At 43.4% G+C, this 17,574-nt stretch carries 11 protein-coding genes; 4 read left to right on the top strand and 7 right to left on the bottom strand.

Features of this window, described 5'->3' with window-relative positions; genetic code table 11:
- The first annotated feature begins 131 nt into the window (after positions 1–131).
- The gene (locus tag JI65_RS02905) at positions 132–3,734 is read left to right on the top strand and encodes an alpha-amylase family glycosyl hydrolase (protein ID WP_191013879.1); all 3,603 of its coding nucleotides are present in this window, start codon (positions 132–134) and stop codon (positions 3,732–3,734) included.
- A gap of 436 nt (positions 3,735–4,170) precedes the next feature.
- Entirely contained in the window at positions 4,171–6,717 is a 2,547-nt protein-coding gene (locus tag JI65_RS02900) for a GGDEF and EAL domain-containing protein (RefSeq protein WP_191013878.1), read from the top strand.
- Here JI65_RS02900 and JI65_RS02895 read toward each other — a convergent pair.
- The 4 genes from JI65_RS02895 to JI65_RS02880 form a co-directional block, all read right to left on the bottom strand.
- Positions 6,705–7,397 carry an LrgB family protein gene (locus JI65_RS02895; RefSeq protein ID WP_191013877.1) on the bottom strand — a complete coding sequence of 231 codons (693 nt, stop codon included), beginning with the start codon at positions 7,395–7,397 and terminating at the stop codon, positions 6,705–6,707. The genes JI65_RS02900 and JI65_RS02895 overlap by 13 nt on opposite strands.
- The gene (locus JI65_RS02890; protein WP_191013876.1) at positions 7,394–7,786 is read right to left on the bottom strand and encodes a CidA/LrgA family protein; all 393 of its coding nucleotides are present in this window, start codon (positions 7,784–7,786) and stop codon (positions 7,394–7,396) included. Before JI65_RS02890 ends, JI65_RS02895 begins: the two co-directional genes overlap by 4 nt.
- Positions 7,787–7,946: 160 nt before the next feature.
- Positions 7,947–9,209, bottom strand: a complete 1,263-nt coding sequence (fabF, locus tag JI65_RS02885) for a beta-ketoacyl-ACP synthase II (protein ID WP_191013875.1) — start codon at positions 9,207–9,209, stop codon at positions 7,947–7,949.
- Between the two features lie 194 nt (positions 9,210–9,403).
- Entirely contained in the window at positions 9,404–9,838 is a 435-nt protein-coding gene (locus JI65_RS02880; RefSeq protein ID WP_191013874.1) for a MarR family winged helix-turn-helix transcriptional regulator, read from the bottom strand.
- 270 nt (positions 9,839–10,108) lie between these two features.
- Here JI65_RS02880 and JI65_RS02875 point away from each other — a divergent pair, with 270 nt between their 5' ends.
- Positions 10,109–11,794 carry a formate--tetrahydrofolate ligase gene (locus tag JI65_RS02875; RefSeq protein ID WP_191013873.1) on the top strand — a complete coding sequence of 562 codons (1,686 nt, stop codon included), beginning with the start codon at positions 10,109–10,111 and terminating at the stop codon, positions 11,792–11,794.
- 417 nt (positions 11,795–12,211) lie between these two features.
- Here the strand turns inward: JI65_RS02875 and JI65_RS02870 are convergent, their stop codons facing one another.
- Entirely contained in the window at positions 12,212–14,317 is a 2,106-nt protein-coding gene (locus tag JI65_RS02870; RefSeq protein ID WP_191013872.1) for a methyl-accepting chemotaxis protein, read from the bottom strand.
- Positions 14,318–14,496: 179 nt separating this feature from the next.
- Between JI65_RS02870 and JI65_RS02865 the strand changes: the two genes are divergently transcribed.
- Positions 14,497–15,297, top strand: a complete 801-nt coding sequence (locus JI65_RS02865) for a hypothetical protein (protein WP_191013871.1) — start codon at positions 14,497–14,499, stop codon at positions 15,295–15,297.
- A gap of 526 nt (positions 15,298–15,823) precedes the next feature.
- On the opposite strand, the gene JI65_RS02860 is transcribed toward JI65_RS02865, so the two are convergent.
- Together JI65_RS02860 and JI65_RS02855 are read right to left on the bottom strand one after the other, a co-directional pair.
- Positions 15,824–16,420, bottom strand: coding sequence for a hypothetical protein (locus tag JI65_RS02860; protein WP_191013870.1), 597 nt, complete (start codon positions 16,418–16,420; stop codon positions 15,824–15,826).
- A 112-nt stretch (positions 16,421–16,532) separates the two neighbouring features.
- On the bottom strand, positions 16,533–17,555 hold the full coding sequence (locus JI65_RS02855) for an alpha-hydroxy-acid oxidizing protein (RefSeq protein ID WP_191013869.1): 1,023 nt from the start codon (positions 17,553–17,555) through the stop codon (positions 16,533–16,535).
- Positions 17,556–17,574 lie beyond the last annotated feature (19 nt).

Here is a 17,574-nt window from a genome sequence, read left to right as displayed (position 1 = left end):
ATCACTTGACTTTTAAAGTAACCGGACAGGTGGTTTTTACAAGCTCAGCCCCCAAAAGTTACTGCAATTGCCAAAATCGCTATGCAAAAAAAATAAGATTTGAATTAAAAATTTTGCGGAGGAAATAAAAAATGGATTTTAGTCGTCAGTATTCGTACAATGAATTTCATATTGCCAAAACAGTACGCGATGCCTGCAATTTTTCAACTGAACTTTACCAGTCAAGCGGAAATGTCATTCTTGCAAACATCGGGGCAGTTCGCGCATTTGCCGTAAAATTCAACAAATTTTTATCGAACAGAGGCGAAAGCGAAAAACAGATTTCGGCAGGAACGCTGAACGCAATGGGCTTGCTCGACGAAATCTTCCATCTTGCATGCTACATTTACAGACGGCACAAATGTCCTGACGCATTCAAAAATCTTCTTTCGGAACTGCAAAACGAATTCGGTGCTGACAAAATCGAAAAAATCCTCGTGCAATTCTGCGAGGAATTTCCTCCAACGGCAGTTTACAAGGGCGAGTGTTCGATTCAGGAATATCTGAACACGGAAATGACGGAACGAAAAACTGGAAGAATCCGAACGAACCGTGAGCAGACTCTTGAAGAAATGGTGATGCTCAACCTTGACAACGAAAATCCGGCCTTCAAGCCATTCAAACTTCTTTTTGACGACACAAACTTGAATGAAAATCCGCTCTACAAAAAAGTTTGGGAACACATTCAGTCATATTTTAAAAAGCTCCCGTACTGGGGAACTTTCGGTCACGATTTGATTTCGTTTTTGCGCGAGCCAATTCTCTTTGCACCGGACAACATTCAGCAGCAGCTCGATTACGTTCGACTGCACTGGGCGGAGCTTTTCTTGCCTGGCGACGGAGAAGGCGAAGATTACTGGCTAAAGCGACTTTTTGGCGGAATCGACATTTTGAATGAAGAATGGAAACCTGAGTGGCACCCGACAAACGGCGGAAGCCCGGACATGTCTCCTCCGAACTACGATTATTTGATGAGAGAATACGAACGGTTCAGCGCGGACTCAGACTGGATGCCAAAAGTCGTTCTCATGGCAAAAACAGTTTTGGTCTGGCTTTTCCAGCTCTCAAAAAAATACAACCGAGACATTCATCGCCTTGACCAAATCCCAGACCAGGAACTCGATGCACTCCGTGACGAAGGATTTACAGGCCTTTGGCTCATCGGGCTTTGGGAACGCTCAAACGCGAGCCGCACGATTAAACAGATTTGCGGAAACCCAGAAGCGGCCGCAAGTGCCTATTCCCTTGACGACTACGAAATCGCGCAGAACCTCGGCGGCTGGCAGGCACTCGAAAGTCTTAGGACACGGCTCTGGCAACGCGGAATCAGGCTTGCAAGCGACATGGTTCCAAATCACACTGGAATGGACGCAAAATGGGTCGTTGAGCGGCCAGATTTGTTCGTTCAGCGACGGGACAATCCGTTCCCGCAGTACACGTTCAACGGCCCGAATCTGAGCCACGACAACCGTGTCGCAATTTACCTCGAAGACCACTATTACTCAAAAAATGACTGCGCAGTAGTTTTTAAGCGGGTTGACACTTCGAACGGTGACACACGTTACATTTACCACGGAAACGACGGAACTGGAATGCCTTGGAACGACACGGCGCAAATTGACTTTTTGAATCCAGAAGCCCGCGAAGCCGTAATGCAAAAAATCTTGCAGGTGGCAAGAAACTTTCCGATTATCCGATTTGACGCGGCAATGGTTCTTGCAAAAAAACACATAAAAAGGCTTTGGTATCCTGAACCAGGAAAAGGCGGCGACATTGCCACCCGCTCGGAATTCGCAATGAACTCAAAACAGTTTGAGGACGCGATTCCGCAGGAATTCTGGCGCGAAGTCGTAGACCGCGTTGCCCGCGAAGTGCCGGACACATTACTTTTGGCAGAAGCATTCTGGATGATGGAAGGATATTTTACCCGCACGCTCGGAATGCACCGCGTTTACAACTCGGCATTTATGAACATGCTCAAAAAAGAGGAAAACTACAAATACCGTGCGACGGTAAAAAATACGATTCAGTTTGACCCGCAAGTTCTAAAACGCTACGTGAACTTTATGAACAATCCTGACGAAGAAACGGCTGTTGCCCAATTCGGAAAGGGCGACAAATATTTTGGCGTTTGCACGCTCATGAGCACAATGCCAGGACTTCCGATGTTCGGTCACGGTCAGCTCGAAGGATTCGAAGAAAAATACGGAATGGAATACACGCGGGCTTACAAAGACGAAACTCCAGACCAATACCTTATGGAACGCCACAGACGCGAAATCTTCCCGCTCCTGCACAAACGCTATCTCTTTGCGGGCGTAGAAGACTTCCTTTTCTACGACGTCTGGGACAACGGAACCGTAAACGAGAACATCTTCGCATATTCAAACCGCTCAGGCTCGGAATACAGCGTAGTTTTCTACAACAACAAATACGAACGCGCCCACGGATGGATAAAAGAATCCTGCCCGTATGCCGTAAAAACAGGAAGCGGCGACAACGACAAAAAACTCGTCACGCGGACAATCGCACAAGGCCTGGGACTTTCGCCAGAAAATGACTGGTACGTGATTTTTAAAGAACAACGCTCAAACCTCTGGTTCATCAGAAAAACGTCAGAAATCCACGAAAAAGGAATGTTCATCGGTCTGAACGGCTTTGAAACACAAATTCTCATGGAATTCAGACAGGAAAAAGACACTGACGGAAAATTAAAAACTCTCTGCGACTTTTTGGACGGACGAGGAATCCCTGATTTGGAGATTGCATGGCAGGAACTCAACTACAAAGAGCTTTACGCCGCATTCGCAAAAATCTTTACCGAAGAATTTGAGTCGGCTGTCCATTCGCTCACCCTGTCTACAAAGGAACTTCGCAAGCAAAAAATCAAGCGGGCCTCTGCAAAAACTATTTTTGAAGCCGTGGCGGAGCCATTGCTCGCATTCTACAAACTGGCTGAAAGCTTCGCGTTAGACGAATTGCAAAAAGAAAAATCAAAACGCAAGCCAAAAAAATTGCCGCCAGCGGAAAAACAGCTTGCCGCATTCAAGCGAAAACTCAGCGCAATCGTAAAACTTTCAAAATCTGTGCGGGTTTTAGCCGAAAAAAAAGAGCGAGTGAACAAAATCGAAGTTGTTTCTGCGGACAGATTCCTTGCAAGCGCGCTTGAGACACAGCAGGAAGGCGTTCTCTTTGCAATCATCTTCGCAATGCTCGCAACACAGGCGGAACGTGGATTTGCACGAAAATGGAGTCTTTTCCGAAAGATTTCGGAATTCCTCAAAACTGCGTCAACCGGTAGCGGAGCCACATACAACTTCTTTGAGAGAATGTTCATTCTTGCTTCCGGCGCGCAGCCTAAGTTCGTCGCAAAACCGACTACGAAGCACGCAGAAAAGGACGAATACATCATTCTCAAAAAACTTCTTGAATCCACTGACGCATGGCTTCTTGCAGGCGTAAACGAATTTAACAAAATTCGTTGGTTCAACAAGGAGGTTACGGAATCAACACTGATTATTGAGTTTGAAATTCAGTTATTCAACAATTCTTCAAAAGCAAAGCGAAAACAAATCCTTGAAGTTTACAAAAGGATTGTCTGTGCAAAAGAAGACGCTGAATACAAGTGCGAAAACTTTATAAAGCCATTCGAGCCAGAAAAAAAGAACGACAGCAAGTTAACTAGGCTACGCTAAAAATTGGTTTCGTCGTTCTTATCAGTTTTGCAGGCAAAACTGAGTAGGTCGCTTCAGGGCACTTGCGGTGGTTGAGCAGAATCGAAACTATCGCAAGTCTAGAAAGAGAAAGACTAAATAACTGGTCATTCTGAGTTCGTCTCAGAATCCCAAAACAAAGATTCCAAACGAGTTCGGAATGACGGTTGATTGTTATTAGTTGTACCAAGTTCGCGAAAATTTGTTTCGCCGTTCCGCTCACTTTTGCAGAGCAAAACTGAGCAATGGATTTCTGAAGGTTCGCAAGCGAGTACAGTCGGATTCCTGTTACCTTCGGCTTGGCGCGACAGATGCGCTTTTCTGGTAGCGGATGCATTTTGTTACATTGACTTAAAAAACTCGACATTCGACCTAACAATATTGGCAATTTATTGAAAAATTTGGAGAAAAATAATAGATGAAAAAAAATAAAAGCTTTTTCCTGAACATTTTTTTTATCATTCTTGCAGTTGCAGGACTTTTCTTTGGATTTTTCACGCTCATGAATAATTACCGGCAGAACAAAAAAAAGGCAAATACTCAGGTAATTTTTCCGGTAAACGAATACGTTACTTTTTCAGAAAAAAAAGTGCTTTTCATAAGTTCCTTCGATTCGGTTTTTCCTCCATTAATTCACGAAATCGCCGGACTTAAAAAGATTCTCTCAAAAAACAAAATTCAGCTGGACGTGCTTTTTATGGACATGCAGAACTACAAAAGCACCGAAAACCAGATGCATTTTTACACAAGCCTAAAATACAAACTCTCCAACCATAAAAAATACGACACCGTTATTTTGGGCGGCGACTCGGCATTTTTGTTCGCAGAAAAACACCGGGAGGAATTTTTTAAGGACGTTCCGCTGATTTTTATGGGGCTGAACGACATTTCGTTTGCAGAACAAGTCGAAAAAAATCCCAGAAACATGGGCATTGTAGAAAAACTTTTCATAAAAGAAACACTTGAAGTTGCCCTAAAACACAATCCTTCGGCAAAGCAAGTCGTGGCACTTTTTGACGACAGCCCAACAGGACTCGGAGAGGGAAAACAGTTTCTTGAGCAGCAAAAAAACTTTCCGAACATAAATCTGATTCCAATGTGCACTTCAAACTGCGCAAAATCTGAACTGGGAAATTTTTTGGAAACGCTCGACGAAAACACGATTCTTTTGTTCCTGAGCTTTTCCAACGACGGAGATGACAATATTTACAGTCTGTACGACGCAATAAATTTTATCGTAAAGCACACAAACAAACTTCCGATTTACAGAACTTCAATCGGCGGAATCGGAAGCGGCGTTTTTGGCGGAAAAATATTCAACCATCAAAAATTAGGCGAATTGGCCGCGCAAATGGCGGTGGACATAATTCTCCACGAAAGAATGCCTGAGCAGCGCGTAATTTACGATGTGGACGGAAAGTTCTTTTTTGATTACAAAATCCTAAAAAAACTTCATCTTTCAAAAAGAAAACTCCCAAAAGATTCGGAATTCGTAAATTGCAATTCATATTGGCAGAAAAATTCAAATGTCATTCTTACATTATTTTTCTTCCTTTCGGCACTCCTGATTCTCTTGATTCTGACAATAAAGAATTACATGAATCTCAGACGCACGCAAATGCTCATAAACATTCGGAACAGAGTTATTGAACGCAAAAACATACAGTTAAAAACGTCCGAAGAAAAAATGCGGAAGCTCAGCGAAAATGACTACCTTACGATGCTTCCGAACAGAATGTCGGCTGTTGAAGAAATCAACAAACTTATAAACAAAAAAACTAAATTCAGCGTGTACATGATTGACATTGATAATTTTAAGAACATCAACGATTTTTACAATCATGAATGCGGAGATTTTATTCTTAAGGAATTTTCAAACAGACTCAATTTTCTTGCTGAAAAAATGGACTGCTTCGTTGCCCGATACGGCGGAGACGAATTCGTGCTTCTTTACAAGAATTCTTATCTTACAGAAGGCGGAACTGCGCTCGAAACAATACAAAGAACATTGGCGCAGCCAGTCGAATACAAAAACATAAAGCTGAACATTAAGTTTACCGGCGGAATCGCGCAATACATCGAAGGAATCCAGCTTTCAGAAATGCTCGGAAATTCGGACATGGCACTGAACGAGGCCAAAAAACAGGGAAAAAACAAAACGCTTTTCTTTCATCCAGACATGAAAAAAGCCATAACCGCCAAAAACGAAATCGCAAAGATTCTAGAAAGTGCACTCAAAAACGACGGATTTTTGATTAAATATCAGCCGCAAATCGATGCAGAAACTGGCGAAATTCACAGCTACGAAGCCCTCGTGCGACTGGAAGGCAATCCGCTTTCGCCGAACGAATTTATTCCCGTTGCAGAAGAAAGCGGCTACATTATGACAATCGGGCGAATCGTAACCGAAAAAGTCATCGCCCAAATGGCGGAGTGGAGAAAACAAGGAATTGAGCTAAAAAAAGTCTCGATAAACTATTCGAGCGGACAGCTCATCGACACCGAATACGTGGGATTTTTAAAATCACTTCTCGAAAAATACGAAATTTCTTCGGCTTTGGTAGAACTCGAAGTGACGGAAAATCTTTTTATGGGAAATTCTTCGCTTGCCCGAAAACTTTTTAATGAACTTTCAAAAATCGGGGTTGCACTTGCATTGGATGATTTTGGAACAGGCTATTCAAGTTTGAGTTATCTTACTTATCTGCCAGTGAGCAAAGTCAAAATCGACAAATCGCTTGTAGACAATTATCTGATTGAAGGAAAAGACAGTTTTATAAAAAACATCGTAAAACTCGTTCACGATTTGGGAATGGAACTTACAGTCGAGGGTGTAGAGCAGCAGTGGCAATGCGAAAAACTCAAAAAAATCCGCTGCGACTACATCCAAGGCTATTATTACTCGGCACCAATCACGGGAGAAGAAATTACCGAGCTAAAAAAGAATCAAAATCAGGCGAACTGAACAAAAAAGCTTGCAAGAACTACAGTCAAAAGCCCCGCAACAGCGATTGAAAGTCCGCTCATCGCGCCCTCAACGTCGCCAATCTGAATAGCTTTTGTAGTTCCGAGCGCGTGGCTCGAAGTTCCGATTGCAACGCCCTTTGCCACAGGTTCGGTAATCTTAAAAATCCGAAGAATCACTTCACAGAAGACGTTGCCCGTAACTCCCGCAATGCAAATCATCACGACCGTAAGGCCAACAATTCCTGCGTACTGGTTCGCCACGGCAATTCCGATTGCGGTCGTAATCGATTTTGGGAGCATTGAAACGTATTCGGTGTGCGAAAACTTAAAAATCAGCACGGAAACAAAAATCAGCGCAAGGCTCGTTAAGGTTCCCGCGATGATTCCCCCAAGAATCGCCTTCCAGTTGTTCTTTAGCTTCTCAAACTGCTCGTAAAGCGGTATTGCAAGACAAACCGTTGAAGGAGTCAGAAAGTACGTAAAGATTTCGGTGCTTTCGTTGTATTTTTTTACGTCGATTTTAAAAATCGCCACGAACAGAACCGAAAGTATTATAGAAATCAAAAGCGGATTAAAAATCGCAAGTTTTAAATGCTTTTTGCAAAGCAGACCGATTCCGTAAGTTACGAGCGTAAGAATCGTTCCGAAAAACATTGTTGATTCAAAAAATTCTTTCATTTTTTTACAGAATCTCCATGACGTTCTCCGCCATTTTTTATTTTATTTTCCAAACGGATAATCCACTGAGTTACAAGCCCAGTCACGACCATAACAAGAACAGTGGAAATCACACCAACCACGAGGAATTTCCACCAGTTTGCCTTTAAAACTTCAAGGTTGTCCAAAATTGCGATTACAGGCGGAACAAACATGAGCGGCATTACGTCAAGCAAAAATCCTCCCGCATCTTTTACGGAACTAACCTTAAAAATCTTGAACTTTAACGCCAGGAACATGAGCACAAGTCCGTAAATGCTTGCAGGCACCGGCAGCGGAATAAAATAGTTCAAGATTTCGCCAATAAAAGAAATCGCCATGATAATAGCGAATTGCTTTATAAAACGCATTTTTTTGCCTCAATTGATTCATAGGTCAAATGTCGAGATTTGAAACTAGAATCGGAATCTATAATTTTCTGACACAGACGCACACGAATTTTTTGTTTCATCTGTGTTAATCTGTGTCAAAGCTTATGCATCAAACTTAACTTTTAACAGGTTAATAGAATTAGTCCTGATATTTTTTGATGATAAGACAGCCGTTGTGTCCGCCAAAACCAAGTGAAGCTGATGCGGCAGCGTCGATTTGTGTTTTTACGCCTACATTTGGAGTGTAGTTAAGGTCGCATCCACCTTCGATGTCCTGATTCTCAAGATTGATTGTTGGAGGAACAAAACCTTCGTTGATTGCTTTTACGCAGAACATCGCTTCGATTGCGCCGGCAGCACCTACAAGGTGGCCTGTCATTGATTTTGTTGAAGAGATGTGCAGATTTTTTGCATGTTCGCCGAATGCGATTTTGAGCATTGCAGTCTCGCCAGAATCATTCGCATGTGTTGAAGTTCCGTGAGCGTTGTAATACTGAATTTCTTCTGGCTTCATGCCCGCGTCCAAGAGAGCTTCTTTTACAGCAAGAGCAGCACCGCTTCCGTCTTTGAGCGGAGCAGTAATGTGATAAGCGTCGCAGCTAGAGCCGTAACCCGCGATTTCGGCATAAATTTTTGCGCCACGTTTTTTAGCGTGCTCCAATTCCTCAAGCATGAACATTGAAGAGCCTTCCGCAAGAATAAATCCGTCGCGGTCACGGTCGAACGGACGGCTGGCTTTTTGAGGAGTGTCGTTGTACTTTGAAGCAAGTGCATGAAGTTTTACGAACGAAGCGACCGCGAATTCTGTAACGGCAGCCTCAGCACCGCCAGAAAGACAAAGGTCACAGCGGCCGGAACGAATCATTTCGGCTGCAAGACCGATTGCGTCACTTCCAGAAGCACAAGCCGTGTTCAAAGCCCAGCTGATTCCCTGCAAACCAAAATAAATGCTTACGTTTGCGGCAGCCTCGTTTGTAATCATCATTGGCGTTGTGAGAGGCGGCATTCTGTCCGGGCCTGCAGACGGGTCGTCAACTTTGCCGAAAGCCTCGCCCATAACGTCCATTCCGCCCAAGCAGCATCCGACCAACACACCAGCTTTTTCACCGGCAAGAGTTTCTTTTGTGTAGCCCGCGTCGCTAACAGCCTGTGCAGAAGCCGCGAGACAGAACTGCGTAAAGCGAGCCTTCTGGCGGGCAGCTTTTTTTTCTACTCCTGATTTTTCAATATCAAAATCTTTTACTTCACCTGCAATTTTTACAGGAAGTCTTGATGTGTCAAACAAAGTGATTTTATCAATTCCGCACTTTCCGTTCTTAACGCTTTCCCAAGCATCGTTCACATTGTTTCCGACTGGAGAAATAACTCCCATTCCAGTAATTACTACGCGTCTTCGTGACATAATCTTCCTCTTAAAAAAAATCTTACGATAGGAAACTTCAAAACAATTCAGTTTTAGAAGCAACTTTGAATATTATTGCAAATTGTTGCAATTTATTGAAGAGTTTGCAAGGGACAATCATGGATTCAGCATTATAAACTTGCAAGCATAAAAATCTATGGGTCGTCCGCTGCGACATTTCAAAAAAAAGGAAGTTAGTAGAGAATGTTCTCGTACAGTTTTTCTAAAAGATTCAGGAGAGTGTTTTTTTCTGCGTCGGAAAAGTTTTTGTACGAAGTTTCCAGCAATTCACGGGAAAGTTTTTCCGTAACACAATTGTATTCTTCGCCTTTTTCGGTAAGTGAAACGAATTTTCTTCTATTATCTTTCTCGCATTTTTTGATTTCCACCAGCCCGGACTTTTCAAGTTTTTTTACCAGAACCGTAGTTGTGGATTTGTCGCGGTTGATTTTTTCGGAAATCTCGCCAAAAGTCATGCATTTGTATTTTGAAAGCACGAACAAAATAAATCCGTGGGAAGTGTCAAAATCTGGAAGTCCGCGTTCGTTCATGCGGGTGCGCAAAAAATCAGCAGAGGCAGAGTGGATTTTTGAAATCAACGAAAGAACAGAAGAAACTGAATAGGACATAGAGCGAGTATATCAAAAATGAATCGTTTTTCGAAGTCTTGACGGCAGATTCACCAGGGATTCCGCATTATAAACTTACAGGTGTAAAAAAATTGTCTGCACTACCATCGTTCCGACAATTTTTTTAGTCAGTTTGCTCCTAATGCGGTATACCTGACATATTCTCAAGTTTTTGACGCAGATGAACGCTATAGAATTTTCTGACATTCCCTAGAACTCAGTTAAAAAATCAATTAAAATCAACAGTGAAAAAACTTTTAGGGGGCTAGAATGCTTTCTGACATTGAAATCGCACAAAAAAACGTAATGATTCCTATTAAGGAAGTCGCTTCAAAAATCGGAATTACCGAGGATTCTTTGGATTCCTACGGAAAGTACAAGGCAAAAATCACGTTCGCGGAGCTTCGCGCGCTGCAAAAAAAAGCCTCCAATCCTTCCACACGCGGCAAGCTGATTCTTACCACGGCCGTAACCCCTACTCCTGCCGGCGAAGGCAAATCTACCGTCTCAATCGGATTGGGAGACGGACTCAACAAAATCGGAAAAAAAGCCGTTATCGCGCTCAGAGAGCCGTCGCTGGGGCCTTGCTTTGGCGTAAAAGGCGGTGCTTGTGGCGGCGGATACGCACAAATCGTACCGATGGAAGAAATCAACTTGCATTTTACCGGTGACATTCACGCAATCTCAATCGCGAACAATTTGATTTCGGCATTAATAGACAATCACATTCAGCAGGCAAACTTGCTCGGAATAGACCCGCGCACAATCACATGGAAACGTGTCGTGGATTTGAACGACCGCGCGCTCAGAAACATTACGATTGGTCTGGGCGGCAAAACGAACGGAGTTCCGCGAGAAGACCACTTCTGCATTTCGGTTGCTTCGGAACTCATGGCAATCGTCTGTCTTTCAACATCAATTTCTGACTTAAAAAAACGACTCGACAGCATAACGATTGCACAGACCTTCGACAAACGCCCCGTAAAATTCGGCGAGTTAAAATGCACCGGCGCAATCGCAGCTCTTTTAAAAGATGCAATCCGCCCGAACCTCGTTCAGACTCTGGAAAAAAATCCAGTTTTCGTGCACGGAGGCCCGTTCGCAAACATTGCACAGGGAACTAACTCTATCAATGCAACGATGTGCGCACTCGCAACGGCAGATTATGTTGTTACCGAAGCCGGTTTTGCAGCAGATTTGGGTGCCGAAAAATTCATGGACATAAAATGCCGGGTGGCAGGAATCTCTCCGAGTGTCGTCGTAATCGTTGCAACGGTGCGCGCACTAAAAATGCACGGAGGAATGGCAAAAGCAGACTTATCCAGCCCAAGCATCAGCGCGCTACAGGCAGGATTCGAAAATCTTTCGGTTCATCTTGAGAATATCGCCAAATTCGGCGTTCCGGCTGTCGTTGCAATCAACAAGTTCATAACAGACACGCCTGAAGAAATCAATTTGCTCATAAAACTCTGCGAAAAGAAAGGTGCCAGGGCCGTTCTGTGCGAAGGCTGGGAAAAAGGCGGAGAAGGCGTTGTGGAACTTGCAAAAGTCGTTGCGGAGGAAGCTGATTCAGGAAAGGCGAATTTTCATTACCTTTATGAGTCTAACATTTCCCTTGCCGACAAAATCAAAACCATTGCAAGGCAGATTTATCGAGCAAAGGACGTTGACATTCCGCCGGCTATTCTTAAAAAACTCCGTGATTTTGAGGAAATGGGCTACAAGGAATTTCCGGTCTGCATTGCAAAAACGCAGAATTCGATTAGCCACGACCCAAAACTCATGGGCGCGCCAAAAGATTATATTTTCCCGGTTCGGGACGTTCAGCTTTACAGCGGGGCTGGATTCGTAGTAGTTCTTGCAGGCGACATTATGACAATGCCAGGCCTTCCAAAAATGCCTGCCGCCCTGAATATTGATGTTGACGACGACGGAAATATAAGCGGACTTTTCTAATCAACTGCACGCTGATTAGCCAAACAGAAATTGGACGCGAGGCGCGGACAATAAATCTGACCTCCCGAAACGCGACTTTCCTTGCCGTCACGTTTCGGGAACACCCGCAAGTTCCCCCACCAGAGCGCGAGTTTTGCCTTGGAAAAACTCGCGGGAAACGCCAAAAACTAATCTTTAGATTAAAAACAAAACTCAGAGCGTTTATAATTTTCCCACACACAAACGGCTTAACCAAACAGAAATTGGACGCGAGGCGCGGACAATAAATCTAGCTTCCCGAAACGCGGCTTTCCTTGCCGCCGCGTTTCGGGAACACCCGCAAGTTCCCCCACCAGAGCGCGAGTTTTACCTTGGAAAAACTCGCGGGAAACGCCAAAAACTAACTTTTAGATTAAAAACAAAACTCAGGGCGTTTTCTTAGACCTTAAATTGGTCTATCTGCGCGCCGATTTTCGCGATGGAGTTTTTTACTCGTTCGGAAAGTTCGCCAAGACTCGCGCCAGTTTCGTTGATTTTTCTCGCTCCGATTCCCATCTCATTCATACTTTCTTTCATCATAGTTGTGGCATTCTGCAAGTGCTTAATTTCTTCAAGAATCGCCCTGTTGCCTTCCGTCATCTCAGCACTTGCATTTCGAACCTCAACGGTGCCGTCATTCATGGAATGAAGGGCTTCCGTAATCTGCATGGAACCTTCATTTTGCTCCTGCATAGCACTCTTAATCTGAATAACAAGTTCGTCTGTTTCTTTTACGAGCCGACCGACAGTTTCAAAAGCAGCGTTCGAGCTTGTAGAAGCCGTAACGACTTCGGCAATCGAAGCCTTGATGTTTGAAAGCTGGTCTCCAATCGTTTTTGACTGGTACGACGACGTTTCTGAAAGCTTACGGATTTCGTCAGCGACAACAGAAAATCCCTTGCCCGCCTCGCCCGCATGAGCAGCCTCAATCGCCGCATTCATCGCGAGAAGGTTCGTCTGCTCGGCAATAGCCTGAATCGCCGTGTTCGCGTCCTGCAGCATTACAGACTGAGCCTCAATCTGCTGGATTCGTTCGTTAACCGCCTGCTGCTGAATAATTCCGTTCTGCGTGTTAGAACGCAAAGTCTCAAACGAACTTGCCATTTTTTCTACGGACTGATTGACGCTCGAAATATTTCCAATCATCTCCTCAACGGCAGCACTTGCCTGAGTAACACCCGCCGCCTGATGGTCAATCATGCGCTCAAGGCTCTCGATGTTCGAAGCAATCTGATTAACGGCACCGGCAGTTTCCTCAACGGAAGAACTCTGCCCCAAAATGTGATTCTTCATGCTGTCAATATTCGCAATAATCTGAGTGATAGCAGAGGCAGTGTCATCCGTGCTGGCAGCCAAATCCTCACCCACGATTCCAAGCTCTTCTTTTGATGATTTTACGTCGCTTATAATCAAATGAAGTTTTTCAACAAACTCATTGAATCCTTTTACCACAAAACCAATCTCATTGTCTGATTTTAATTCAATTCGCTTGGTAAGGTCCGCGTCCCCACTCGCAATTCCGCTAATTGCCGACACGACAAGTTTTAGCGGCTTTAGCGAGCGAAGCAAAAGAATGCTGCTGATTAACAAAGTCGGAATCATCACAAGGAAAGAAAAAAGAATCAGATAGAATTTTAGCGTAGAAACAAGGGATTCAACCTGCTCGCCAGGAATCGAGAGTGCAAGCCCCCACGAAGTTCCGCTGATTCCGTGGTAAACAATCAAATCCTTTAAGGTGTAAAGACCGTTGACCCATGCAGCCCCGCTCTCCCCGGCCGCAATTTTAGCCGCCACAGGCCCCATGTCCTCATGCCCTGCCGAAGGATTCGTCACAAAGTTTTTCTGCATAACATAGTCAGTGACGGGATGTGCAAAAACAAGACCGTCGCTTGCAAGAAGCCATGCATAGCCGCTTTTACCGATTTTTATAGAATTTAGCACGGCAGTTACAAGCCTTACGTTAAGAATTCCAGTTACAAGCCCAAAAGTTCGCCCGTCACTCGTTCGTAATGCTCTCGTAACATGAACGACAGGCTCGCCAGTAGTCTTAGATACAACAGGATCATCTATAAAGCGGGACAGACCTTTTTTTATAATCGCATCATGGTAACTGCGCCCTGTAATGTCAGTACTTGTTCCAATATCCGTAAAAGCCTTGCCGTCAGGGCCTGCAAGCAGAATATAGTCAAAATCCTTGTTCCTGTCTTCTTTATGCTCTCGGCACCACTCAACAAGAGCGTCAAAATCACCGGCATGGGTAATATCATTGTTCACGTAAGTATCAAGACTGTTGTAATAGGCTTCCATAGTATTTTGAATCGCCAACGCATAACCTTCAGCCATGATTTTATAATCAGATTCGTTGGACTCATGAACTTCGGAAATTGTTTTGTTGATGATAAAAGTCGTCTGAAAAACATTAAGAATAACAATCACCGCCCCAATACTCAAAATCAGCATAAGAACAAGACTTGACCTCTTAATTTTTTTACTGTCATTACCCATAGATACACCCCTAATAAAAATTAACTCAATTTAATCCTAATTCAACGTTTTAACAAATTCAATTTTCTTTACGATAATTTTAAGTTATTTTTAAGCAGTAAAAATCAACATCCACAACTTTTAAAACCCTATTCCTAAAAGCATAAATATAGTAAATTGTGTACATGTTCAGATTCTTTTTGAAAAAAAATTTTTGTGACGGGTGGGACAACGCCACCTCACTTCTTTTGCAAAATGTACTTCCAATACTTCTTGGAACGATTATTTTTTTTGGCTTAAAAATCTCAATCGAAATAAATGCCTACTTGCCATACGCAGTGCTTATTTTAGGCGCAGGCGCCCTTGGGATTTTAAGTTTTATGAACGGAGCCAATTCGGCAAAAATCGCGAATTTTGACGCACCTTCATTCAGCACGTTTTTTTCTTCATTCAAATACGTCTGGAAAATCGGTCTTTCATTCGGAATTATGATTGCCGTCACACTCATCCTGATTTTTAACGGTGCACTATACTATATCAGGATGTTTTTTTCGAACGGAAATTATGTAGGGCTTTTGCTCGCCTCCGCATTGGGATGGTTCGTGCTAATCTCAGCAATCGCCTTGCAGTGGTTCGTGCCGCTTTATTTTTTGCAGAGCGACAACGGATTTTCAAAGTGTCTCAAAAAATCATTCATCGTATTTTTTGACAACGCAGGATTTTCTGTAAAAGTTTTCGTTTTGAATATTATTTTATTCATCGTAAGCATCGTTACTTTTTCAATAATCCCAGGACTGAGCGGACTTTCGCTTTCGTGCATGAACGCTTTGCGCTTAAGGCTTTACAAATATGACTGGATTGAAAAAATGAATGCCGAAGATCCTGATTTTATAAACAACCGCGACAAGCGTGCCGAAGTTCCGTGGGACGAGCTACTAAAAGAAGATTCCGAAACGCTTGGACCAAGAACGCTCACAAGTTTTATTTTTCCGTGGAAATAAGGAAGCGCGGAGAGTTGACTTTAGGATTTTAAGTTAACTTGTGCGCTTCCCGACAGTTTTGCTTTGCAAAACTGTCGCTTTGGTGGGGGAACTTGCAGGTGCTCACAAAACGCGGCGGAAAGGAAGGCCGCCTTTTGTGAAGAAAGTTCTGTTGCTCGACTCGCGCGAGCAACTTTGGAATTTTGAGTTCTCTCGCGCGGTGCGAGCAACTTTCAGAAACGCAGAAAGTTTGATTTTCGGTTTTAACTTAACTTGTGCGCTTCCCGACAGTTTTGCTTTGCAAAACTGTCGCTTTGGTGGATTAATTTGTAAGTGTTCGCAAAACGCGGCGGCAAGCAGAGCCGCATTTTGCGGAATCTATTTTTTTGTATCCTAAAGAAAATACCTAAATGTCGATTTCACTCATCAGATTCTTGCCAGAATTTCTCCGATTATTTTGTTCAAAGAAATGAAATTGATGTAACTGACAGCCCCTAAATTTCTGCTGTTTTTTCCAGGTCCCACAAAACATGATTTTACGATTCCCTCACCAGATAAATGGAGCCAGTCTAAAATCCTTTGTCCAGAATTTACCATTGCGGCAAACTCTCGACACCCTGAATTCAGCCTTCGACAAATCATCATACTGTTTACTTGTCTTTTTTATGACTTTGCACGAATCGCCCAGGCAAAAACCGACTGGCAAATGAAAAGATTCTCCGTATTCATTATCAACATACATATCTACCTGATAAGAATCAGCATACCGTATCAGGTCATCATCAATGGTGAATTCAATATAATTGCCGTCAATAGTACAAGTTAGTTTTGGAACATATTCTTCGTCAGTAACTGTACCATTCTGATATTTTAGCACTCTGAGATATCCAACTAAATCTGCATATAAAATATAGCCGTTTTCTGCAAAAACAAGATTTGCATAATGGTATTTTTCTTTGATTTTTTTATATTCCTTTAACAGCTCCTTGTTCAGATCCCTATGTTGTAACGCAAAATATATAGTTTCGGGGATGATTTTTACATACAACTCATTGCCAATTACGATTCTATTTGAAAACAAAATGGTTATAAAAATCAAAATACCCAGAATTACAGATACTTGTTTCTTTGTGATCAGTCGCATAAGAGCCTCGTTAAATCTTTGATAGTTTCTTGAATTTTGGGCGGTTGCCGTAATCATTAACTTCTCCCGGAAAGGACACTTTTTGGCGGATTTTCCGGGGGAAAATTAAGGATTACACGTTGAACCTTACCATGTCGCGCGTAATTTCTTTTAGGCACTTCGCACCGGTCATTGCCATTGCGTCGGAAAGTTCTGACTGCAATTTATCAATAAAGATTTTTACGCCCTCGGCTTCCGCGCCATAAACCATGTTCACGAACGGGCGGGCAATAATCACCGCGTCAGCACCCAGTGCAAGTGCCTTAAACACATCAACTCCAGTTCTAATTCCGCCGTCAACAATGATTTTTACTTTGTCGCCAACAGCGTCAGCAATCTCAGGAAGAACCGTTGCAGTCGCCGGGCAACCGTCAAGAACGCGTCCGCCGTGATTTGAAACAACGATTGCGCTTGCGCCAGCCTCAACAGCTTTTTTTGCACCGCGCACTGTCATAATTCCTTTTACAATGAACGGAGTTTCGGCATATTTTATGATTTCGCGAAGTTCTTCCACAGATTTGCTTCCAGCAGGTGGCTGCATGTTTTTTAGGAACGGAAGCCCAGCACCGTCAATGTCCATCGCCATTGCAAACGGATGCGCATCCTTTACGAGATTCATTTTCTGAACGATAGTCTCAAAGTTCCACGGTTTTACAGTCGGAACGCCGATTCCGCCAACATCTTTAATAATTTTGCCAGCCGCTTCCATAACTTTAATGTTCACGCCGTCGCCCGTAAAAGCCGCAATTCCGTTCTCCGCACACGCATGAACCAAAATGTCGTTGTAAACGGTATCGTCGTACTTGTCGCCGTAATGAAAATTCACGCTGCCAACAGGTCCTGCAAAAACAGGCAACTTAAAAACATGCCCAAAGAGATTCAGAGAAGTGTCAATCTCGCCATGTCCATAAATCGTATCCATATTCACAAAAATCTTCTGCCAGGCCTCAAAATTTCTGTTTGCCACAGTTCCGCTGCCCTTCGAGCCAGGACCAGGAATCATGTTCTTGCAAGCAAGACCGTTACAAACAGTGCAAGACTTGCACTTAGCCCCAATAAACTCTTTTGATTTCTGCAAAACTTCTTCGTATGTCATAAGTCACCTCACCCTTCTC

The organism is Treponema zioleckii (genome assembly GCF_014737315.1).
GTDB lineage: Bacteria > Spirochaetota > Spirochaetia > Treponematales > Treponemataceae > Treponema_D > Treponema_D zioleckii.
Note: the sequence above shows the minus strand (reverse complement) of the source record. Positions and strands in the feature narration are given on the sequence as shown.